We start from the raw sequence: 22,226 nt of genomic DNA on the forward strand, positions 1-22,226 counted from the left end.
GACCTTGGCTACTGCGGCGACACGGTAACGCGCTGTTGCCAGCCTGCGAAAGGGCCGTCACGTGCTATTTCATCAACCCGTTACGCCGTGGTGGAACCGGCGCATCGGTGATCCCGCCATGTGGGTCGCGGACCCCACCGCGCCCCGGTTCACTCCGGAGCCGGTGCCGGTGCCGGGCCACCGGCGGCGGCCCGGCGTAGCCACCGCTTGAACCAGGCGAGATCGGGCAGCCGGGCCAACATCGGCCCGGTCACCACGGTGATCAGCACGTACGCGGTGGCCAGCGGGCCGAGTTGCGGATTGACCACGCTGGTGGCGACGGCCAGCCCGGCGATGACGATGGAGAATTCGCCGCGCGGCGCCAGCGCCACACCGGCCCGCCACCGACCCGGCAGCCCGATGCCGACCCGCTTCGCCGCCAGGTAACCGGTCAACACCTTGGTGGCCATGGTGACCACGGCCAGTGCCAGCGCCGGCAACAGCACCGGAGGTATCGCCCGGGGATCGGTGTTCAGGCCGAAGAACACGAAGAAGACGGCGGCGAAGAGGTCGCGCAGCGGCGAGAGCAACTCCGTCGCGTTGTGTGCCACCGGCCCGGAGAGCGCGATGCCGACCAGGAACGCGCCGACCGCCGCCGACACCTGGAGCCCGGCCGCGATGCCGGCGACCAGGAGGGTCAGGCCGAGCACGCCGAGCAGCAGTGCCTCCGGGTCCCGGGCGGAGAGCAGCCGGGAGATGAGGTTGCCGTACCGGATCGCCACCACCAGCACCAGGACCACGGTGAAGACCGCGATGGTCAGTGCGATGCCGCCACCGAGCAGGCTCTGCCCACTGAGGATCGCGGTGACCAGCGGCAGGTAGAGCGCCATCGCGAGGTCCTCGATCACCAGCACCGACAGGATGACCGGAGTCTCCCGGTTACCGACCCGGCCGAGGTCGGCCAGCACCTTGGCGATGACTCCGGACGAGGAGACCCAGGTGACCCCGGCCAGTACGACCGCGCCGATCCAGCCCCAGCCGAGCAGCAACCCGAAGGCCGCACCGGGCAGCGCGTTGAGCAGGCCGTCGACCAGCCCGGCCGGGGCCGCGGCGCGCAGGTTGCCGACCAACTCGTCGGCGGAGTACTCCAGGCCCAGCATGACCAGCAGCAGGATCACACCGATCTCGGCGCCGATCTCGAAGAACTCCTCGCTGGCCGAGAGCGGCACCAGGCCGCCGTGCCCGAAGGCGAGCCCGGCGAGCAGATAGAGCGGGATCGGCGAGAGCCCGATCCGCCGGCTGAGCCGGCTGAGCAGTCCGAGAGCGAGTAGTAGCGCGCCTGTTTCGATTAGCAGGATTGTGGTGTGATGCATACGCTCAGCCGTCCGGGTCGGTCTCGGCGAGGATCGCGGTGACACCGTCGAGTCCCTGACGGGTGCCGACCACGACCACCACATCGCCGGCTTCGAACCGGAAGGTTGGGTCGGGTGAGGCGATCACCTCGCGCTCCCGGAGGACCGCGACGATGGATGCGCCGGTACGGGTGCGAGTCTGGGTGTCGCCCAGCGGCCGGCCGACGTACCGGGAACCGGCCGGGATGGCGATCTGCTCGGTGAGCAGCCCGGCGGCCTGCTGGCGCAGCCCGGAGAGCTGTCCCAGCATCAGCGAGGCGCCGAGGATGTCTGCCAGCGCCTCGGCCTCGTCGTCGGTGAGCGGAACGTCGGCGGTGCAGGAATCAGGATCGTCCGGGTCGTACAACACCAGATCCCGCCGACCGTTGCGGTGTGTGACTACACCCAGCCGGCGTCCGGAGGCGGTGACTACGTCGTGACGTACGCCGATCCCGGGCAACGCCGTCTGCTCCACACGTACTCGCACGCGAATTACCGTACCCGTTGTCGATCGAGAGCCGATAACGGCGTCGGGGGCGGAACCCCGCCATCGGGTGACGGCTCGTGTCCGGTGGAGGTGACCGATGCGTCTGCGTGAGGAGCGCACCCGACGGGTACTTGCGCCGGTCCTGGCCGTCGCGCTCGTCGCCGGCTGCACCGGCGGCCCGGTCGGCCAGGTCCGGCGGACCGCACCCGGCCGGCCGGTCGAGCCGGACCCGTCGGTGGAGTCGCGACCCGCGCGGCTGCCCCTCCCGCCGGCCGCCGTGCCGCACCAGATCGAGTTCCTGGACGCGGCGCGCGGCTACGTGCTCGTCGCCGACTTCGGCGGGCGGACGGTCCCGGGCGAGCCGGCACCGGACCCGTCCGGGCCGAACCCGACCAACCTGCTCTTCGGTACCGCCGACGGCGGGCGCTCGTGGCAGCGCCTGCGGCACCCGCACCCGGCCGGCTTCCAGCAGTTGTACGCCGGCAACGACCACCTGGTGCTCTGGGTCGAGCCGGCGCGGTGGTACGTCTCCGGCGATGCCGGTCGGACCTTCCAGCGGCACCTGGGTGAGCGGGCCCCGGCCGGGTACCACCGGACGCAGGGCGTCTACCAGGTCTGCTGTGACGATGACGAGTCGCCGACGGTGGTGCGGTGGACCGGTGAGGGCCGCCGGAGCGTGCCGGCCCAGCCGCCGGTGCCGGGTCTGCGCGGCGTGGCGTACGCCGGTGACCGGCTGCTCGCCGCCGGGTTGGCGGACGGTCGTGCGTACCCGGCCGTCTCGCCGGACGGCGGTCGGAGCTGGCCGATCGCCGGGTTGCCGGCGCTCGGCGGCGGCCTGTCGGGCGTGCTGCCGATGATGGCGGCCGACGGCGACGCCTGGCTGGTGGGGCATGCCGGCGACCGGACCCGCTTCCCACGACTGTGGCGCCAGGCCGGTGCCGGAGAGCCGCCGGGCTGGGTGCCGGCCGACCCGGTGAATCCGCCGGAGCGCTTTGTCTCGGCGGTGCCGCTCGGCGCCGGGCGGCTGGCGGTGACCTCGCCCCGGGGGGTGGGACTGATCGAACGGGGCCGGTACGCGCAGCTGCCCTGGCCGGTCGGGGGCCACTACCTGCGGGTACTGGACGACGGTACGTTGTTCGCCGCGCACCCGCCCAGCGGCGAGGTGTGGCTCGGTCTGGGCTCCGGTACGGACCGGCGGTGGGTCGCCCTGCGGTTGACTGGTTGAGGAGGGCGGGCCGGGTGCGGCGGGTCGGGCCGCCGCGGGGAGCGGCGCCGGGCGACGAATGTGACTGATGTCACGCGGGCAGACTTGAGTGGAATAGACTCAACTCTGGTTGTGTCGTTCGTAGTGGAGGTGGTGTCGCCGGGTGGCGGCGTCACCGCCCGCCACGCTGCCGATGCCGGACCGTGCCACGGCCGGCGGACCGTATTGGGAGCCCATGAACGCCGAACGTCTCACCACGAAGAGCCGCGAAGTCATCACCGGCGCCGTCGCGACGGCGAACCAGCGCGGCCACGCCACCGTCGAGCCGTGGCACCTGCTGCTCTCCCTGCTCGACACCGGCGGGTCCACCGCGGCCGGGCTGCTGCGCGCGGTCGGGGCGAATCCGGCCGACATCCGGCGGGCCGCCATCCGGGCCGTGGAGAACCAGCCGGCCGCCCGGGGATCCAGTGTCGCCGAGCCGAGCCTCTCCCGCGAGTTCGTCAACGCGATCGGCGCGGCCGAGCAGATCGCCCGACCGCTCGGCGACGAGTACACCTCGACCGAGCACCTGCTGGCCGGGCTGGCCCGGGTCGGCGGCGCGGTCGCCAGCACCCTCAAGCAGGCCGGTGCGACCGAGGAGGACCTGGTGGCGGCCTTCCCGGCGGTACGCGGCGGCGACCGCCGGGTCACCACCGCCGACCCCGAGCAGACCTACCGGGCGCTGGAGAAGTACGGCGTCGACCTGACCGCGAGCGCCCGGGAGGGCAAGATCGACCCGGTGATCGGCCGGGACGCCGAGATCCGCCGGGTGATCCAGGTGCTCTCCCGGCGTACCAAGAACAACCCGGTGCTGATCGGCGAGCCCGGCGTCGGCAAGACCGCGATCGTCGAGGGGCTGGCGCAGCGGATCGTCGCCGGTGACGTCCCCGAGTCGCTGCGGGACAAGTTGCTGGTCTCGCTCGACCTCGGCGCGATGGTCGCCGGTGCGCAGTACCGGGGGCAGTTCGAGGAGCGGCTGAAGTCGGTACTGGAGGAGATCAAGAACTCCGACGGCCAGGTCATCACCTTCCTCGACGAACTGCACACCGTGGTCGGCGCCGGCCGGGGCGAGGGCTCGATGGACGCCGGCAACATGCTCAAGCCGATGCTGGCCCGGGGCGAGCTGCGGATGGTCGGCGCCACCACCCTGGACGAGTACCGGGAGCACATCGAGAAGGACCCGGCGCTGGAGCGGCGCTTCCAGCCGGTGCTGGTCGGCGAGCCCACCATCGAGGACACCATCGGCATCCTGCGCGGGCTCAAGGAGCGCTACGAGGTGCACCACGGGGTGCGCATCACCGACGCCGCCCTGGTCGCCGCCGCCGGCCTCTCCGACCGGTACATCACCGACCGGTTCCTGCCGGACAAGGCGATCGACCTGGTCGACGAGTCCGCCTCCCGGCTCCGGATGGAGATCGACTCCCGGCCGACCGAGGTGGACGAGATCGAGCGGGCGGTACGCCGGCTGGAGATCGAGGAGATGGCGCTGGCCAAGGAGCCCGACCCGGCCTCGGCCGAGCGCCTGACGCGGCTCCGCAAGGAACTGGCCGACAAGCGCGAGCAGCTCACCGCGCTCAGCGAGCGGTGGAAGCTGGAGAAGGAGCACATCACCCGGATCTCCACCGCCAAGGAGGAGCTGGAGCGGCTCGGCGGCGAGGCGGAGCGGGCCGAGCGGGACGGCGAGCTGGAACGCGCCGCCGAGCTGCGCTACGGCCGGATCCCCGAGCTGAAGGCCGCGCTGACCCGGGCCGAGGGCGAACTCGCCGGCCTGCAGGCCGACGGGGCGATGCTCAAGGAGGAGGTCGGCGCCGACGACATCGCCGCGGTGGTCGCCTCCTGGACCGGCATCCCGGCCGGCCGGCTGATGGAGGGCGAGACCGCCAAGCTGCTCCGGATGGAGTCCTCGCTCGGCGCCCGCGTGGTCGGCCAGGCCGAGGCGGTCGCCGCGGTCTCCGACGCGGTGCGCCGGGCCCGTGCCGGAGTCGCCGACCCGGACCGGCCCACCGGCAGCTTCCTCTTCCTCGGCCCCACCGGCGTCGGCAAGACCGAGCTGGGCAAGGCGCTCGCCGAGTTCCTCTTCGACGACGAGCGGGCCATGGTCCGGATCGACATGAGCGAGTACGCCGAGAAGCACTCGGTGGCCCGGCTCGTCGGTGCCCCGCCCGGCTACGTCGGGTACGAGGAGGGTGGACAGCTCACCGAGGCGGTGCGGCGCCGGCCGTACTCGGTGATCCTGCTCGACGAGGTGGAGAAGGCCCACCCGGACGTCTTCGACGTACTGCTCCAGGTGCTCGACGACGGCCGGCTCACCGACGGCCAGGGGCGTACGGTCGACTTCCGCAACGCCATCCTGATCCTCACCTCGAACCTCGGCTCGGCGGTCGTCTCCGACCTGACGCTGAGCGAGGAGGAGCGTCGGGAGGCGGTGCTCGCGGTGGTCCGCTCGCACTTCAGCCCGGAGTTCCTCAACCGGCTCGACGACATAGTGGTCTTCGCCTCGCTGACCGGGCAGGAACTGCGTGGGATCGTCGACATCCAGCTCGAGCGGCTGCGGCGGCGGCTCGCCGACCGGCGGCTCGGCCTGGACGTCACCGACGCGGCCCGGACCTGGCTGGCCGATCACGGGTACGACCCGATCTACGGTGCCCGGCCGCTGCGTCGGCTCGTGCAGTCGGCCATCGGCGACCGGCTGGCGAAGGCGTTGCTGGCCGGCGAGGTGCGGGACGGCGACACCGTCCGGGTCGACCTGGCGGAGACCAAGGAGTCGCTGACCGTCGACCGGATCTGACGGATCTGACGGACCCGCCCCGCCCCGGCCCGCTCGGCGAGCGCCCCGGGCCGGGGTGGGTCACCATTGGTGCCATGACCGAGTTTCCGGGACAGGTCGACGACCTGACCGCGGCGGTACGCGAACTGGCCGGCGCCGACGTCGTCGCGTTCGGCGGGGTGGGCCTCGCCGGCCAGGTGTTGCCGCCGACCGAGGCGTACCGGGCCGTCGAGGCGGCACTGCCGGGTCGGGCCGGGGAGGTCCGTCCCCGGCTGTCGTGGTTGCTGGCGAACGGCTCGGCCGCCGGCAGGGCGTACGCGGCGACGCTGCTCGACCGGCTGGACCCGGCGGCCGGCCGGGAAGCCTGGCGGGGACTGCTCGGAGATCCGGCCGAGCTGACCACCTTCAGCGGCTGCCTGATGGACCGGACCACCCTGGGCGAGTACGCCGCCGCCCGGGTCACCCCAGGCTGAGGCAGGTTCGCGGACCGCGGTCCGCACCGGTGCACGCCGCACCACCCAGCGGCGGTTTACCAGGAAACGACCGCGCCGGTACCGATACGGTGGTCCGGAATCTGGGAGAACCGATCCGGGAACACCCGATCCGCCCAAGCCGATCCCGGGGCCCCCGAGTCGGGGGGACCCGCGCCAGGAAAGGAGAGCCGTGTCGGAACCAGCCAATCCCGCGTCGACCGCTAGGCCGCGCCCGGGCACCGTCACCATCGCCACCTACCTGCTCTACCTGACGGCCGCCATGCTCGCCGTCACCGCGGCAGTAGGCTTCGCCACGCTCGGCGCCATCTCGACGGCCTTCCGGGATGCGTACGCCGGTACCGCCGCCGAGGGTGCCGAGGGCTTCGCCGTCGCCGTCACCGCATTCGGCGCCGTACTGCAACTGCTGATCGCCATCGGCCTGGTGGTGCTCGGCGTGCTGAACAACCAGGGCCGCAACGCCGCCCGGATCGCCACCTGGGTGGTGGGCGGCATCGGCGTCTGCTGCACCGGGCTCGGCCTCGCCGGCACGGCGACCTCGGGGATGAGCACCGGCGGCGCGGAGGACCTGCCGGACACGGCCGAGATCCAGCGCCGGCTCGAGGCGGAAGTGCCGTCCTGGAGCGAGCCGGTCACGACGGTTCTCTCGATCATCGCGCTGCTGGCGCTGCTCGGTGCGATCGTCCTGCTCGCACTGCCCGCCTCGAACGAGTTCTTCCGCAAGCAGCCGCCCGGCTGGGAGCCGCCGGTGCCAGGTGCGGCGTACCCGGAGCAGCCGCCCTACCCGGGCCAGCCGTCGACCCCCGGCGCCGATCCCGGGTACCCGCAGTACCCGCCGGCCGGGCCGCCGTCCAACCCGCCCGGCAACCCGCCGTCCAACCCGCCCGGCAACCCGCCGTCCAACCCGCCGTCCAGCTGAGCCTGCGCACCCGGATCCCCCGGTCGGCTCCGGCCGCCGGGGGATCCGGCACGTCCGGCGGCCGGCGACCAGCCGGGTGGCGGCGGGGGCGAGGCCGGCGGGTGGCGGCCGGGCGAGGCCGATGTCCGGGCGTGCCGGCGGAGTCGGGCTCCGCCCGGTGCCGGTCTTTTCCGATTCCGGACCCTCCGCTACCTTGTGGGAGCGGTACCGGTGGGCCCGGCAGGTACGACCGCCGGGTGCGGCTCGCGTCGCGCTCCGCCTCCGTCGATGCCGCGCCGGAACGAATTCTGCGGTACGCCCGCGAAGTCGTCCCGTACGCCCGCGAAGTCGTCAAGGTGAGGAAGCCAGTGCCAGCAGCCCTTCCCCCGCCGGACGCCGGCTCCGATGCCGGCGCGCGCCCGGGGATGGGTCGGAGCGGTGCCCGGCGCGCCCTGGTCACCGGCGCCACGGCCGGGATCGGCGCCGCGTTCGCCCGGCGGCTCGCCGCCGACGGCTACGACCTGCTGCTGGTGGCCCGCGACGCCGACCGGCTCGCGGAGTCCGCCGCCGAGCTGACCGCCCGGCACGGCAACACGGTCGACGTCCTCCCGGCCGACCTCGCCACCGATCAGGGGTGCGGCTCGGTCGAGGAGCGGCTCTCCGATGCGTCGGCGCCGGTCGACATGCTCGTCAACAGCGCGGGGATCAGTCTCAACCGGTCCTTCCTGCACTCGACCGTCTCCGACGAATCCCGGCTGCTCCGGCTGAACGTGCACGCCGTGCTCCGGCTGACCCTCGCCGCCCTGCCCGGGATGACCGGGCGGCGCCACGGCGCAGTGATAAATGTCTCTTCCGTCGCGGGCTTTGGGCCGGTCATGCCCGGGTCGACGTACCCGGCCAGCAAGGCGTGGGTGACCAACTTCAGTGAGTCGGTGGCCCAGTCGGTCCGGCCGATGGGCGTACGGGTGATGGCGCTCTGCCCCGGCTACACCCGTACGGAGTTCCACGACCGGGCCGGCATCAACATGTCGAAGACCCCGGACTGGATGTGGCTGCGCGCCGACGACGTGGTGCGGGATGCCCTTCGTGACCTGGATCGGGACCGTATGGTCAGCGTCCCGGACTGGAAGTACAAGGTGGCGGTCTTCGGCCTGCGGCACGCGCCGGGCAGGATCTGGCGGGCGGTAGCCAAGGACGCCCGGGGTCGGACCGGCCGCGGGGAGTTGTGATCCGGCCGTACGACGTGGTTCCGGCGCTCCGGACGCGGCGGTGAGGACACCCGACCGCAGGCAAGATTCAGTGCGGAGAGTAGCCGATTTTCGGTCCCGTCGGCCACCGCAGTAGCGGCGCGCACCGCCCTGTCACCGGGGCGACCATCCGGCTCTCACCTTGGCGCAGTACCCTTACCGGCCATGGGGGACCACGACGACCTGCGTAAATTCATCACTGACCTTGCCGTCGTGCACGGTCGGGTGGTGCTGTCCTCTGGTCGTGAGGCGGACTGGTACGTCGATCTGCGGCGCGTGACCCTGCATCACGCGGCGGCACCGTTGGTCGGCCGGACCATGCTCGACCTCACGGCGGGCTGGGACTACGACGCGGTTGGCGGCCTGACGTTGGGTGCGGACCCGATCGCCGTCTCGATGCTGCACGCCGCCTCGGCGACGTCACGTCGACTCGACGCTTTCGTGGTGCGCAAGGCCGGCAAGACGCACGGGTTGCAGCGCAGGATCGAGGGGCCGGAGGTGAGTGGTCGCCGGGTGTTGGCGGTGGAGGACACCTCCACCACGGGAAGCAGCGTGCTGACCGCAGTGGAGGCGTTACGGGAGGCCGGAGCCGAGGTCGTGGGCGTGGCGGTTATTGTTGATCGTGGGGCGGGCGAGGCCGTACGAGCCGCCGGATTGCCATACCGGGCAGCCTATACGTTGGCTGACCTCGGCCTAGTGGCCTAAAAGTTTGCCGATTCGGATCTGCTGATATGCAGGCGGGTCGATGCTGCTGGTGGAAGGATGGAATACGTGGGAACTGCGTTGGCCGAAATGACTATGCCTCAGATCTCGCCGCTTGCCGGCGAGCCGATCGAGCGCGCCGATGCTGAGCGGCTGGCGGGGGTCCTCAAGGCCCTTGCCGACCCCGCTCGGCTTCGACTGCTCAGCCTGATCCAGTCGGCACCGGAGGGCGAAGCGTGCGTGTGTGACCTCACCGCGCCGCTTGGTCTCTCCCAGCCGACGGTCAGCCACCACCTCCGTATCCTCACCGAAGCCGGCTTGCTGGAGCGGGAGAAGCGGGGCGTGTGGGCTTACTACCGGCTGGTGCCGACGGCGATCGCCACGATCGCCGACCTGCTGACCCCGCCGCGTAAGCGAGCCACGAAGAAGGCTCGCTGAATCAGCGCCTGGTCCGTCTGGTGTCCGTCCTGTCCAGGACGGCGCCAGGCGGCCCGACCGCTGCTGACGTGGTGGGGCGGGGTGGGCTTCCGGCGTGAACTATCTCCGGGGAGACCTGCGGGATCAGCTCGCGTACGTGGGGCAGGACGTCGTCCGGACCGGCCTGGTGGTCGGTTCCGGCGGCAATCTGTCCGCCCGGTCGCCCGACGGCGATTCCTGCTGGGTGACCGCTGGCGGCACCTGGCTGGACCGGCTTGACCGTTCTTCGTTCGTCCGGGTGCGCATACCGGACGGCTCCGTCCCGACGGACCGTCCCGCCGTGCCCACGGTGGCCGGCGAGGTGCGCCCGGACGTCTCGTCGAGGCGGCGGGCCCTGCCGACCAGCGAGGTCGAACTGCACCTCGCCACCTACCGGGCCCGGCCGGACGTGAACGCGATCGTGCACCTGCACCCGCAGACCGTGCTGCTGCTCGACGCGCTCGGCGAGCGGATCCGGCTCGTCACCACCGACCACGGCTTCTATCTGCGCCGGGTCACCCGGGTGCCGTTTCGGCTGCCCGGCACCGCCGAACTTGCCGAGTTGGCGGCCGACGCGACCCGGGACGGCACCAACTGCCTGGTGTTGAGCCGGCACGGCTGCTCGGTGCTGGCCGACAGCGTGGAGCTGGCGCACAGGCGGGCCGCGAACCTTGAGGAGGCGGCCCGGCTGACCTACCGGGCGCTCGTCGCCGGCCGGCTGTCCGAGCTGCCGGAGCTGCCCGCCGAGTTCCTGGCCCGGATCGACGACGGCGCGACCAACGTGTGAGCCCGGTCGTCTCGGCTCGGGCCGATGGCGGCGAGACCAGCGGGCCAACCACGCCGCGTCCGACGCGACCAGCGGGCCAACCACGCCGCGTCCGACGCGACCAGCGGGCCAACCACGCCGCCTCCGACGCGACCAGCGGGCCAACCACGCCGCGGCGCGGGCCAGCCACGCTCCGGCCGCGCCGATCCGGTGGCCGCGCCGTCGCCGACCTAGTAGCCGCGGCGGTGCCGCTGCACCTCCTGGGCCGCGTGCTCCAGCTCGGCCCGCTCGGCCGGGGTGGTGCCACGACGGGCGGCCATCCGGGCCCGGAGCAGCTCGATGATGATCGGGATCACCGAGACGAAGACGATGGCGATCAGGATGAACTCGATGTTCGCCTTGACGAACGGGATCTGGCCGAGGAAGAAGCCGAGCACGGTGACCCCGGTGCCCCAGAGGACGCCACCGACCACGTTGTAGACCACGAAGGTGCGGTAGCGCATCCCGCTGACCCCGGCGACGATCGGGGTGAAAGTACGGACGATCGGCACGAACCGGGCCAGAACCACCGACCGGGCACCGTACTTCTCGAAGAAGTCGTGCGCCTTGAGCAGGTTCTCCTGCTTGAACAGCCGCGAGTTGGGGCGGCGGAACAGCGCGGGACCGACCTTCTTGCCGAACGCGTACCCGACCTGGTCACCGGCGATCGCCGCGATCGTGATCAGCAGGCAGACCAGCCACAACGGGTAGGTGATGTACTGGCCGTCGGCGGTGAGCAGGCCGGCGGTGAACAGCAGCGAGTCGCCGGGCAGGAAGAAGCCGATCAGCAGCCCGGACTCGGCGAAGACGATGGCCAGGATGCCGAGCAGCCCGAAGGTGGAGATCAACCACTCCGGATCCAGCCAATCCGGACCCAGGGCCAGCGTGGTGATGGGCGTCGGCACGAGGCGACCTCCGGAACTCTCGGCATGGCGCGGTGAAGGGTCCGCCAGCATGGTGGCGGGTACCACAGCAGTCTAGGCGGACCTTCCCGTCAGTCGCCGCGCGATGCCACCGCCGCCGGAACCGACACCGTCCGTCCGGCCGCTTCGCCGCCCGACCACCCCGGTCGACGCCGGAATCGACCGGTCGCCGACCAGGGGGCAAGGCGGCTCAGAGTCGGGATCGACCGGACCTCGACCAGGGCGGGGGGCTCAGAGTCGGGGATCGACCGGTTCCGACTCGCAGGCGAGGATCGCGAAGACCAGCTCGTGCCGCCGCCACAGCGGGGCGCCCTCGGCCAGCCGGTCCAGCGCGGCCAGGCCGAGCCCGTGCTCGCGCAGGGCCAGCCCTCGCTTGCGCCCCAGCGACCGGTGCCGGAGTACGGCCAACTGGTCCGGTTCGGCGTACTCCGGGCCGTAGATGATCCGAAGGTACTCCCGGCCACGGCACTTCACACCCGGCTGGAGCAGCCGGCCGTCGGCGTCCCGGGCAGCGAGCCCGGCGTACGGCTTCACCACCATGCCCTCGCCGCCGGCCCCGGTCAGCTCCAGCCACCAGTCCGTCGCCGCCGACACCGCCGCCTCGTCGGCGAGATCCACCACCTGGCGCCGGGTCGGGGTGAACAGCTCCGGATCGGCCTCGTGTAGCCGGTCGGCCATTGCCAGGTGCCAGCCGTGGTCCCGGCCGGCGTGCGAGGCGCCCTCGGTGGCGAGCACCGCGAACGGCGCCAGGGTCACCCCGACCAGCCCGTCGGTCGGCCGTACGTAGCTGCGGTACGCCTCGGTGTAGTGGTGCAGGTCGGCCGCCCGGCGAGCCATCCGGGCCCGCAGGTCGGCGACCGGCAGGTCCCGCCCGGCCGCCCGGTCCAGTACCTCCCGCACGGCCGGCAGCGCGGCCCGGCCCGCCGCACCGACCGGGGCGTACTGCTCCCGGATCAGCGCGCCGGCCTTGGCCGACCAGGGCAGCAGTTCGCAGTCGAGCAGCAGCCAGTCGGTGTCGAGTTCGGCCCACAGCCCGGCACTGCCGACGGCGGTGCGTACCCGGGCCAGCAGCGCCCGGTCCAGCCCGCCGCCGAAGAACGGCCGGCCGGTCCGGGTGTAGACCACCCCGTCACCCGGGCCGAACCGGCCGGTGGCGGCCGGTGCCGCCGGGTCGGCCTCGTCACGGCAGACGAGTACCACCGCCCGGGAGCCCATGTGCTTCTCCTCGCAGACCACCCGCTCGACCCCGGCCCGCCGGTAGTCCTCGAACGCCTGCGCGGGATGCTCCAGGAAGCCCTCGACGGTCGAGGTGGAGCAGGGCGCCATGGTCGGCGGCAGCCAGGGCAGCCAGCGCGGGTCGACGGCGAACCGGCTCATCACCTCCAGCGCCGCGGCGGCGTTCTCGGCCGGTACGGTCACCGTGCCGTAGCCGTAGTCGAGGTGCCGGCGCCCGGTGACGTCCCGCAGGTCCAGCCCGAGGTCGTCCCGTACACCGGCGGCCGGTCGGCCGGCCGCCCCGGTCGGTGCCGACGCGGCCGGGTCGACGGCCAGCGGCCGGGCCGGCGGGTAGTACTCCTTCGCCGCCGGCACCGAGACGAGTTCCCGGCTCGGGTAGCGCAGCGCGGTCAGCGTGCCGCCGAAGACGCAGCCGGTGTCGATGCAGATGGTGTTGTTGACCCACTCCGGAGCCGGGGTGGGGGTGTGGCCGTAGACGACCATCGCCGCGCCGCGGTAGTCCCGGGCCCACGGGTAGCGCACCGGCAGGCCGTACTCGTCGGTCTCGCCGGTGGTCTCGCCGAAGAGCGCGAACGCCCGGACCCGGCCGGACGCCCGACCGTGGTACTCGGCCTTGAGCCCGGCGTGCGCGACCACCAGCCGGCCGCCGTCCAACACGTAGTGGCTGACCAGGCTGTCGACGAACGCCGAGATCTCGGCGACGAAGCCGGGCTCCTCGGCGTCGAGCTGGGCCAGCGTCTCGGCCAGGCCGTGCGACACCCTGACGTTGCGGCCGCGCAGCTTGCGCAGCAGCTTCTGTTCGTGGTTGCCGGGCACGCAGAGCGCGGTGCCGGCGTCGACCATCCCCATCACCAGCCGGAGTACGCCCGGCGAGTCCGGCCCGCGGTCGACCAGGTCGCCCACGAAGATCGCGGTACGTCCCGCCGGGTGGGTGGCGTTCACCGGCCGCCCGTTTCCGTCGCGGTGCAGCGTCCAGCCGAGCCGGCGCAGCAACTCCTCCAGCTCGGCCCGGCAACCGTGCACGTCGCCGATGATGTCGAACGGCCCGGTCAGGTCCTTCCGGTCGTTGAACAGCTTCTCGTAGCGGATCTCGGCGGCCTCGATCTCCTCGACGCCGCGCAGTACGTGCACCTTGCGGAAGCCCTCCCGCTCCAGCCGCCCGACACTGCGCCGCAGGTCCCGCTGCATCCGGCCGAGTACCTGCCGGCCGAACGTCCGGTCCGGCCGGGCCTGCGTACGCTCCCAGCAGAGCGGTTCGGGCACGTCCAACACGATCGCCACCGGGAGTACGTCGTGTTCCCGGGCGACGGTGACCAGTCCGGCCCGGGCGTGCTGCTGGAGGTTGGTGGCGTCCACCACGGTCAGCCGGCCGGCGCGCAGCCGCTTTCCGGCGACGTGGTGCAGCACCTCGAAGGCGTCGGCGGAGGCGGACTGGTCGTTCTCGTCGTCGGCCACCATCGCCCGGAAGGTGTCCGAGGAGAGCACCTGGGTCGGCGCGAAGTGCCGGCGGGCGAAGGTCGACTTGCCCGAACCGGAGACCCCGACCAGGGCCACCAGGGCCAGCTCGGGAATGTCCAGCGTGCTCATCGGGTACCTCCTTCGTCGCCGTCGGCGCCGCTGCCGTCGGTTGTGTCGTCCCGGCGGGCTGCCGTGTCCGCCCCTGGAAGGGTGTGGCCGGCGCCGGTCGGCTGCTGTGTCGTGCCGGGCGCGGTCCGGGTGAAGAGCGCGAGCTGGGTCGGGCTGCCGACCTCGGGGTCGTCCGCGCCGACGCCGCTGATCGTGACCGCGTAGCCGTAGCTCGCGCCGACCGCACCCGCCCAGTCCGCGAACTCGGCCCGGGTCCACTCGAACCGGTGGTCGGAGTGCCGGAGGGCACCGGCGGCCAGCCCCGGATACCGCACGTTGTACTCGACGTTCGGGGTCGTCACGACCACCGTCTCCGGCCGGGCGTGGCCGAAGACGGCCGCCTCCAGTGCCGGCAGCCGCGGCGGGTCGAGGTGCTCGACCACCTCCATCAGCACGGCGGCGTCGTACCCGCGCAGCCGGTCGTCCCGATAGGTCAGCGCGGACTGCCACAGCTTGATCCGCTCGCGCTGCCGGGGCGGCAGACGGTCCAGCCGCAGCCGGCGTTCCGCGATCGCCAGCGTCCGGGACGAGACGTCGGTGCCGACGATCTCGGTGTACCGGCGGTTGCGGACCAGTTCGGTCAGGAGCGCGCCGCCGCCGCAACCGAGGTCGAGCACCCGGGTGGCGCCGGAGCGGTCCAGCGCCTCCAGTACGGCGGCCCGGCGCAGCGCCGCGAGCGGCTGCCGGTCGACGGTGGCCGGCAGCCCGGCCTCCTCGTCGGCCCCGCCGTCGGGCTTCTCCACGACGGTGTCCAGGTCACCGGGCTCGTCGACGAGCCGCTCCTCGGCGAGCCGGGCCAGCGCGGCGCCGGCCAGGGCCCGCCGGTGGGCCAGGTAGCGGCGGATGATCAGCCCTCGTTCCGGATGCTCCGCCAGCCAGCCGGCGCCGGCCCGGAGCAGCTTGTCGATCTCGTCCGGTGCGACCCAGTAGTGCTTGGCGTCGTCCAGCACCGGCAGCAGCACGTACAGGTGGTTGAGCGCGTCGGCGAGCCGGAGCGTGCCGGTGAGGGTGAGGTCCACGTACCGGCTGTCGCCCCAGTCGGGGTGGGTGGGGTCCAGCGGGATCGGGGTGGCGGTCACCGTCCAGCCCAGCGGAGCGAAGAGCCTACCGGCCAGCTCGGCCCCGCCCCGGCAACGCAGCGCCGGGACCCGCAGCTCCAGCGGGATCGGGGTGGCCGCCAGCTCGGGCCGGTCCTTCGAGCTGCCGCGCAGTGCCGAGCGGAAGACCGTGGACAGCGCCGACGAGAGCAGACTGGAGGCGGCGTACGCGCGGTCGTTGACGTACTGGCCGAGGGTGAAGCCGTCCGGCGTCGGGTTGCCGCCGCGCCCGGATCCGCCCTTCCTGGATCCGCCCCGCCGGCCCCGGCCGCCGGCAAGTGCCAGCGGATCGATGTCGAGCAGCAGGGCGGCGGTGCAGCGGTCGGTGCCGGCCTCCGGATACACCACGTACGCCGTACCGGTGGGCATCTCGAAGCTGTGCACCCGGTCGGGATGCTTCACGAGCAGGTAGCCCAGGTCGGTGGCGGGCCGGTGGGTGGTGGTCACGGTGATCAACACGTCGCTCATGGTGACAGTACAGCGACCGTCCCGTCTCGCCCATTTACCGTCGTCGGGACCGTCCGGACCTTCGCCGACCCTCGATCCCGGCGCCCGGGACGGCGCGAGGGCCGCCGCTGGGGTCGGCGGGCGGATCCGACGCACCCCGCCGACCCGTTGCCGGGCCGACGGGGTGCCGTCGATCGTCGATGCCGTCAGGCGAGGAAACGGGTCCGCCGCCGGCGGGCCAGCACGAAGCCGAAGACGCCGGCCACGAGTAGCAGGACGCCGGCCCCAGCGACGATACCGGTCGACGCGCCGGTGACCGGCAGGCCGCCGCCACCGCCGGCACCGTCGGTCGGGTTCACCAGGATCTGCGCCGCGTCGTTCGAGCCGTCGGGGTCCTCCTGCCGGCCATCGCAGGGACAGTCCACGTTGATCTCGATGCGGCCGGTGGCGTCCTCGACGACCTCGTCGATCCGCAGCTTGAACTCGAACAACTCCCGGTCGCCCACCTTGATGAAGGACGACGTCCAGCAGTGGTACGCCGCTGCCCCGGGCTTGCCGGACTCCCTCCAGTCGCTGCGGTCGCCCTTGCGCGGTGCGCAGTTCTCCGGCACGTCGACCGCGGTCGTCCCGGTCGGGATCGTGACGTACGCGTTCGTGAAGGGTCCGCCGCCGCGGTGCACGTCGATGGTTGCCGGGCCCTCGTTGCGCAGTCCGAGCTTCGCGGTCACGACGTCGCCGGCCTCGCCGGTCAGGGTGGCGCCGATCGCGGACAGGTCGGCGGGGTTCTTGCCGGTGATCTTTATATCGACGCTCGACCAGTTGTTGTTCGGATCCACGTCGGCCTGCCGGCCCTGCGCCCTGGCGCCGCCGGTCTGGACGAGCTTCAGCTCGCCGTCGGTGCCCGGCCTGCCCAGGTCGACACCGCCGCTCCGGGACAGTTCCGCCAGGTAGTCCTCGTACTCGGTGATGGTCATCCACCGGATCTCGCCGTACGCGCCGCCGGGCGCCTCGGCGTCCGCGCCGATCCTGTAGGGCAGGGTGGCGCTGTACGTGTTCCCCGGCGCCAACGTCGTGTCGAACCGGCAGGTGAGCAGGTCCTCGTCGGCGTAGGTGCAGTTCTTGAACCGGGTCGTGGCGTGGAAGTCGTAGTCGTTGTAGAAGAGGGCGACGGCGCCCTGGATGGCGGTCTCGCCGTTGTTGGCCACCGTCAGCGGCGTGGTGAACGCGCTGCCCGGTGCGCCGGTCCTGGTGAGGTCCTCACCCGCGGCCAGGTCGACGCCTTCGCCGACCCGGACCTTCGCGGTGTGGCTGGCGGTGCCCAGGCCGGCCGCGCTGATGGAGACCTTCAGGTCGCCCTCGTCGCCGTTCTTGGCCTTCTCGGTCGGAACGATCTCGACCGTGGCGAAACCAGCCACGCCATGCTCGTCGACACTCCATTCGGACCACACGGTGCAACTGAGCGTGTGGACGCTGGGGGCGGTGCACTCGCCGAGGTCTTCCGACTCGGAAATCGTGACGACGTCGGCGAGGTCGCTGAAGTCGTACCGGATGGTCGCCTCGCGCAGGAGCAGCGTCCCGGAGGTGGAGTAGATCACCGGCGAGTCCGCCTTCCCCGCACTGCCGGCCGCGATGGTCGTGTCAGCGAAGTGAATGCCCGGCCTTCCGGCCGGCGCGCCGGCGGCGGGTCCGGCGGCGGTGGCGACGAGCGCGCACGCTATGCCGATCCCGGCCAGCGAGCGCCGGGCCGTCGTGTTTCGCATCGAGGTTTCCTCCCGTGGAATGGTCAGGTGTAGCCAGCGGAGCCTAATGAGTTTTCACCCGCGGGCGTCGTCCGAAGTGGCAGATCCGGCCGCACGGTTGATTACCAAGCCAGGCAATCTTCCTGCCCCACACTTCCGTCTATAGAGAGGAGAGGCCGGAGGTGTCCGTGACGTACGAGGAGTTCGCCGACTCCAGGCTCACCGCGCTGTTGCGCTACGCGGTGATGCTGACCGGCGATCCCCATCTCGCCCAGGATCTCGTGCAGGAGACGATGGTACGGGTCCAGCTCAACTGGCGGCGGGTGGCCCGGGCCGACGCGCCCGAACGGTACGTACGCCGGATGCTGACCAACCAGTACCTCGACTGGCAACGCGGCTCCTGGGTACGGCGGGTGCTGCTGCGCGCGGAGCCCGACGAGGCGGTGGTCGTACGCCCGGACCACGCCGAGACCACTGTGGACCGGGACCAGGTGTGGACCTGGCTGTCCCGGCTGCCCCGCCGGCAGCGGGCCGCACTGGTGCTCCGGTACTACGAGGACCTGCCGGACGCCGAGATCGCCGAGGTGCTCGGCTGCGCGGTCGGAACCGTCCGGTCGGCCATCTCGCGCGCCCTCGCCACCCTACGAGCCGAATTCGTGGAGGTCTGAGCATGAGCGACGACATTCGGGTGTTCGACGACTCGTCCGGGTCGGACGAGTCGGGTACCGGCCCGGACGCACGGCTGGTCGAGGAGGAGTTGCGGGCGGCGTTCGCCCGGTACGAGCCGCTGGCCCCGGACGCCGGGCCGCTGCGCGCGGCGATCGACCGGCGGGTGGTACGCCGACGCCAACGGCGGCGCGTCGCCCAGGTCGCCGGGGTGGCCCTCGCCATGCTCGGCGTGCTCGCGGTGCCGACGTTCGGCCGTACCGTGGGAGTGCCGCCGGTGCCGGAGCTCGCCGCACCGCCGCCGCTCGCGGCCCGGTCGGCCGGCCCGGCCGCGCCGCTGGACTTCCTCGTCCTCGGCGTCGACGGCGGGGACGGCCGGAGCAACGGCCACCGTGCGGACACGGTGCTGCTGGTGCACGTGCCGGCGGACCGGAGCCGGCTCTATCTCGTCTCGCTCCCCCGGGACCTCGGCGTCGAGGTGCCGGGGCACGGCTTCGGAAAGCTCGCCTCCGCGTTCTACCTCGGCAGTCACCGGCCGGGAAGCCGGCCCGACCTGGCGGGCGGCACGATGCTAACCGAGCGGACCGTCACCGCGCTGACCGGGATCCGGTTCGACGCGACGGCGACGCTGACCTATGCCGGGCTGCGCCAGCTCACCGACGCCCTCGGCGGGGTCCGGGTCTGCCTGCCGCGGCAGGTGCGGTCCCACCACACCGCCCGGGTCTTCCCGGCCGGCTGCCACCGGCTCGACGGCGCCGCCGCGCAGGACCTGCTCCGCCAGCGGTACCACCTGGACCAGGGGGCGCACGACCGGGACCGCAACGGGCAGCGGTTCGTCGAGGCGCTGCTGCACGAGGTCACCGATCCGGCCAACGGGTTCAACCCGGTCCGGGTCGCGGAGATCGTCGGGGCGCTCGGCCGGAACCTCGTCCTCAGCCTCCACGGGACGACCCCGCTGGAGCTGTTCGGCACGCTGCGGACGGTGGCCGCGGCGGACGCGGTGGGGATCGGCTGGACCTACCACCCGGATCGCGGGCCGGGCGGCGGGATCGAGAGCCTGGACCCGGCCCAGAGCCGCAGCCTCTTCGAGGCGTTCGGCCGGGACACCCTGGCCGAATGGGTCGACAGGCACCCGGAACGGGTCACCCCCTGACCCGACCTGACCGGTTCGGTGTTTCCGCGCGCCGCTGGCCGTGGACGCTGACTCAAAAGGTCAAGGTTCGTGGATACCCGACGAGAGCCCCGGTTGCGGTCACGAACTCTCACCCGGGGGCATCGACACCCGGCAGGAAACCAAACGCACGTAGTGCCAGGATTCGCTGACAGCCTCGAACCCGTCGGCATCGACCACGTACCCGCGCAACAGTTGGAAGCCCTCACGTACCGGCTTTGCGCCGACCGGGACAGCGGTAACCCGTAGGCGGAGGTCTCCGAGGAATCGCGCCGTACTGTCGTACGGCTGGAAATGGGCGAACTGCGGGGCATACACAGTGTCGCCTGGTACGACAACCGGCCGGGGACGGTTCGGGCGAAAGATCGACAACCGGCCCCGTTTGGGTGCGCTATCGCTGGACACCCTCACATCATGTCGGTTGACGTAGTCGACCGTCAACGGCTTGAACACACGTCTTGCGACGTTGTCGTACCCGTAGCACATGCCCGCGTCTACCGTCAAGAGCCGTGGACCTTGTAGGCGTGGCAGAGATCCGGGCGATGCTCGGTGGTGTCAGCCGGCAGCGAGCCAACGTGATCACAAACTCCAAGGGCTTCCCTGACCCTGTCGCCAAGCTGATCATGGGCAAGGTGTGGCGACGTCGAGACGTCGCGCGATGGATCGCCGAACATCGGCCGGACCTCAGCGCAGACTGAGCCGGAACGGAAGCGCCCGGTCACCCGTGGTGGGTGTCGGGGCACATTCGTACCGGCTACTCCGCGAGCCAGGCACGAATCGGCACGCAACCCCCGTCGCTCCCGGAAGTCCGGGCGGGTCGGCGCCGGCGGTTCAGCGGTAGTCGTCGTCCTGGGAGCCGACGACCCGGGCCTGCTCCAGGGCGTCCCACTCGTCGACCTCCAGCCCGCGCTGGACGTCCGGCTGGTCCTCGACGTTCGGGTCCGCGACGGTCGCCTGCTCCACGGCGTCCGCGGCCGGCGCCTCCGGGTCGCGCTCCTCGGGGGCGAGGTGGTCGCCGGGAGCGAAGTCCTCGTCGGGCTGGCCCATGTCCTACTCCTGCCGGTCGTGCCGCTGCTTCCACCGTACGGGTTGATCGGGTGCCCCGTACCCGGAGCACCGTGCCCGGTCCCGGAGCGGGCTAAACCGCCGGTCCGGCCCCGGATCACGTGCCACGATGAGTCGGTGGGTTTCCTGGTCAGGCTGGTGATCGGTGCGCTGGCGCTCTGGGTCACCAGCCTGGTGGTGCCCGGCATCGAGCTGACCGGGCGGTCGGCGCTGCACAACGCGCTGACCGTACTCGTCGTGGCGTTCATCTTCGGTGTGGTCAACGCGGTGCTCAAGCCGATCATCCGCGTCGTCGGCTGCGTCTTCTACGTGCTGACCCTGGGGCTGTTCGCGCTGGTCGTGAACGCGCTGCTCTTCCTGCTCACGGACTGGATAGCGCAGGTGTTCGACCTGCCGTTCGACATCGACGGCTTCTGGCCGGCCTTCTACGGTGTGATCGTGATGGCGGTGGTGAGCTGGTTGCTCGGTGTCGTGTGGCCGGGCCGGTCCGAACGCTGAGCCAGGGCCGGGTGGGTGAATTGGCGCGAGCGGACTACGGGATACTTCGGGGCGGGAGGACAGCGCGGTCCGGGCGTACCCACCGAGTCTTTTCCCACCTGAACCGCGCGACGCCCGCGCATCGACCCTCACCCGCGGAGCACGGACCGTGAGGGGAGGTGGGAAGAGGTCATCCAGACAGCGGCCGAGCAGGCCGAGAGCGGTTAGTAAGGAGCGTTTCACATGCCCATCGCTTCCCCCGAGGTCTACGCCGAGATGCTGGACCGCGCCAAGGCGGGCCGGTACGCGTACCCGGCGATCAACGTGACGTCCTCGCAGACCCTGAACGCGGCGCTGCGTGGCTTCGCCGACGCGGAGAGCGACGGCATCATCCAGGTCTCGACCGGCGGCGCGGAGTACCTCTCCGGCCCGACGGTCAAGGACATGGTGACCGGCGCGGTGGCGTTCGCCGCGTACGCCCGCGAGGTCGCCAAGAACTACCCGGTGAACATCGCGCTGCACACCGACCACTGCCCCAAGGACAAGCTCGACAAGTTCGTCCGCCCGCTGATGGCCATCTCGAAGGAGCGGGTGGCCCGGGGCGAGGAGCCGCTGTTCCAGTCGCACATGTGGGACGGCTCCGCCGTGCCGGTCGCGGAGAACCTGGAGATCGCGGCGCAGCTGCTCGACGAGGCGGCGGCCGGGCACATCGTGCTGGAGATCGAGGTCGGCGTGGTCGGCGGCGAGGAGGACGGCGTCGAGAACGCGATCAACGAGAAGCTCTACACCACCGTCGAGGACGGCATCGCCATGGTCGACGCGCTCGGCCTCGGCGAGAAGGGCCGCTACATGGCGGCGCTGACCTTCGGCAACGTGCACGGCGTCTACAAGCCGGGCAACGTCAAGCTCCGCCCGGAGATCCTCAACGAGATCCAGCAGGCGGTCGGCGCGAAGTACAACAAGGGCGACAAGCCGCTCAGCCTGGTCTTCCACGGTGGCTCCGGCTCGCTGCTGTCCGAGATCCGCGAGGCGCTCGACTACGGCGTGGTGAAGATGAACATCGACACCGACACGCAGTACACCTTCACCCGGCCGGTGGCGGACCACATGTTCCGCAACTACGACGGCGTACTCAAGGTCGACGGTGAGGTCGGCAACAAGAAGATGTACGACCCCCGGGTCTGGGGCAAGCAGGCCGAGGCGGGCATGGCGCAGCGGGTCGTCGAGGCGTGCGAGCACCTGCGCTCGACCGGTACGACGCTGGCCAAGTAGCTCCGGCGCTCCACTCCGGCGGGGGGTGGGCCACGGTCCCC

At 71.9% G+C, this 22,226-nt stretch carries 20 protein-coding genes; 13 read left to right on the forward strand and 7 right to left on the reverse strand.

Going from position 1 to position 22,226, the window contains the following annotated elements:
• Positions 1-149: 149 nt before the first annotated feature.
• Complete coding sequence (locus ABNF97_RS04930) at positions 150-1,352, reverse strand: cation:proton antiporter domain-containing protein (RefSeq protein WP_130461394.1); 1,203 nt, start codon at positions 1,350-1,352, stop codon at positions 150-152.
• A 4-nt stretch (positions 1,353-1,356) separates the two neighbouring features.
• The gene (locus ABNF97_RS04935; protein ID WP_130461395.1) at positions 1,357-1,857 is read right to left on the reverse strand and encodes a cation:proton antiporter regulatory subunit; all 501 of its coding nucleotides are present in this window, start codon (positions 1,855-1,857) and stop codon (positions 1,357-1,359) included.
• Positions 1,858-1,954: 97 nt separating this feature from the next.
• Here ABNF97_RS04935 and ABNF97_RS04940 point away from each other — a divergent pair, with 97 nt between their 5' ends.
• The 8 genes from ABNF97_RS04940 to ABNF97_RS04975 all read left to right on the forward strand — a co-directional run bounded on the left by ABNF97_RS04940 (position 1,955) and on the right by ABNF97_RS04975 (position 10,448).
• A complete protein-coding gene (locus ABNF97_RS04940; protein ID WP_349337774.1) occupies positions 1,955-3,082 on the forward strand; it encodes a hypothetical protein in 1,128 nt (375 codons plus the stop codon).
• A 214-nt stretch (positions 3,083-3,296) separates the two neighbouring features.
• On the forward strand, positions 3,297-5,888 hold the full coding sequence (gene clpB, locus ABNF97_RS04945) for an ATP-dependent chaperone ClpB (RefSeq protein ID WP_349337775.1): 2,592 nt from the start codon (positions 3,297-3,299) through the stop codon (positions 5,886-5,888).
• Positions 5,889-5,962: 74 nt separating this feature from the next.
• Complete coding sequence (locus tag ABNF97_RS04950; protein ID WP_130461398.1) at positions 5,963-6,340, forward strand: hypothetical protein; 378 nt, start codon at positions 5,963-5,965, stop codon at positions 6,338-6,340.
• Positions 6,341-6,530: 190 nt separating this feature from the next.
• Complete coding sequence (locus tag ABNF97_RS04955) at positions 6,531-7,277, forward strand: hypothetical protein (protein ID WP_349337776.1); 747 nt, start codon at positions 6,531-6,533, stop codon at positions 7,275-7,277.
• Between the two features lie 404 nt (positions 7,278-7,681).
• Positions 7,682-8,485 (forward strand): SDR family NAD(P)-dependent oxidoreductase, encoded by an 804-nt coding sequence (locus ABNF97_RS04960; RefSeq protein WP_130465726.1) that lies wholly within the window; start codon positions 7,682-7,684, stop codon positions 8,483-8,485.
• 183 nt (positions 8,486-8,668) lie between these two features.
• Positions 8,669-9,208 carry an orotate phosphoribosyltransferase gene (gene pyrE / locus ABNF97_RS04965; protein WP_130461399.1) on the forward strand — a complete coding sequence of 180 codons (540 nt, stop codon included), beginning with the start codon at positions 8,669-8,671 and terminating at the stop codon, positions 9,206-9,208.
• A gap of 57 nt (positions 9,209-9,265) precedes the next feature.
• Entirely contained in the window at positions 9,266-9,643 is a 378-nt protein-coding gene (locus ABNF97_RS04970; RefSeq protein ID WP_007073957.1) for an ArsR/SmtB family transcription factor, read from the forward strand.
• A gap of 94 nt (positions 9,644-9,737) precedes the next feature.
• Positions 9,738-10,448, forward strand: coding sequence for a class II aldolase/adducin family protein (locus ABNF97_RS04975; protein WP_130461400.1), 711 nt, complete (start codon positions 9,738-9,740; stop codon positions 10,446-10,448).
• 209 nt (positions 10,449-10,657) lie between these two features.
• On the opposite strand, the gene ABNF97_RS04980 is transcribed toward ABNF97_RS04975, so the two are convergent.
• The 4 genes from ABNF97_RS04980 to ABNF97_RS04995 form a co-directional block, all read right to left on the reverse strand.
• Complete coding sequence (locus ABNF97_RS04980) at positions 10,658-11,371, reverse strand: DedA family protein (RefSeq protein WP_349337777.1); 714 nt, start codon at positions 11,369-11,371, stop codon at positions 10,658-10,660.
• Between the two features lie 249 nt (positions 11,372-11,620).
• Entirely contained in the window at positions 11,621-14,212 is a 2,592-nt protein-coding gene (locus tag ABNF97_RS04985; protein ID WP_349337778.1) for a polynucleotide kinase-phosphatase, read from the reverse strand.
• On the reverse strand, positions 14,209-15,807 hold the full coding sequence (locus tag ABNF97_RS04990) for a 3' terminal RNA ribose 2'-O-methyltransferase Hen1 (protein WP_349337851.1): 1,599 nt from the start codon (positions 15,805-15,807) through the stop codon (positions 14,209-14,211). Before ABNF97_RS04990 ends, ABNF97_RS04985 begins: the two co-directional genes overlap by 4 nt.
• 194 nt (positions 15,808-16,001) lie before the next feature.
• Positions 16,002-17,555 carry an LPXTG cell wall anchor domain-containing protein gene (locus ABNF97_RS04995; RefSeq protein ID WP_349337779.1) on the reverse strand — a complete coding sequence of 518 codons (1,554 nt, stop codon included), beginning with the start codon at positions 17,553-17,555 and terminating at the stop codon, positions 16,002-16,004.
• Between the two features lie 167 nt (positions 17,556-17,722).
• On the opposite strand from ABNF97_RS04995, the gene ABNF97_RS05000 reads away from it, so the two are divergent.
• The 3 genes from ABNF97_RS05000 (at position 17,723) to ABNF97_RS05010 (ending at position 20,069) form a co-directional block, all read left to right on the forward strand.
• Positions 17,723-18,202 (forward strand): SigE family RNA polymerase sigma factor, encoded by a 480-nt coding sequence (locus ABNF97_RS05000; RefSeq protein WP_349337852.1) that lies wholly within the window; start codon positions 17,723-17,725, stop codon positions 18,200-18,202.
• 2 nt (positions 18,203-18,204) lie between these two features.
• A complete protein-coding gene (locus ABNF97_RS05005; protein ID WP_349337780.1) occupies positions 18,205-19,353 on the forward strand; it encodes an LCP family protein in 1,149 nt (382 codons plus the stop codon).
• Positions 19,354-19,880: 527 nt separating this feature from the next.
• On the forward strand, positions 19,881-20,069 hold the full coding sequence (locus ABNF97_RS05010; protein ID WP_349337781.1) for a hypothetical protein: 189 nt from the start codon (positions 19,881-19,883) through the stop codon (positions 20,067-20,069).
• 133 nt (positions 20,070-20,202) lie between these two features.
• On the opposite strand, the gene ABNF97_RS05015 is transcribed toward ABNF97_RS05010, so the two are convergent.
• Positions 20,203-20,418: a hypothetical protein gene (locus ABNF97_RS05015; RefSeq protein ID WP_130461405.1), complete on the reverse strand. Its 216-nt coding sequence runs from the start codon at positions 20,416-20,418 to the stop codon at positions 20,203-20,205.
• Between the two features lie 135 nt (positions 20,419-20,553).
• Here ABNF97_RS05015 and ABNF97_RS05020 point away from each other — a divergent pair, with 135 nt between their 5' ends.
• Positions 20,554-20,934 carry a phage holin family protein gene (locus ABNF97_RS05020; RefSeq protein WP_349337782.1) on the forward strand — a complete coding sequence of 127 codons (381 nt, stop codon included), beginning with the start codon at positions 20,554-20,556 and terminating at the stop codon, positions 20,932-20,934.
• Positions 20,935-21,156: 222 nt separating this feature from the next.
• Positions 21,157-22,185, forward strand: a complete 1,029-nt coding sequence (fbaA, locus tag ABNF97_RS05025) for a class II fructose-bisphosphate aldolase (RefSeq protein WP_130461407.1) — start codon at positions 21,157-21,159, stop codon at positions 22,183-22,185.
• The last annotated feature ends 41 nt before the right edge of the window (positions 22,186-22,226 follow it).

It is taken from the genome of Plantactinospora sp. B6F1 (assembly GCF_040120695.1).
Classification (GTDB): Bacteria; Actinomycetota; Actinomycetes; order Mycobacteriales; family Micromonosporaceae; genus Plantactinospora.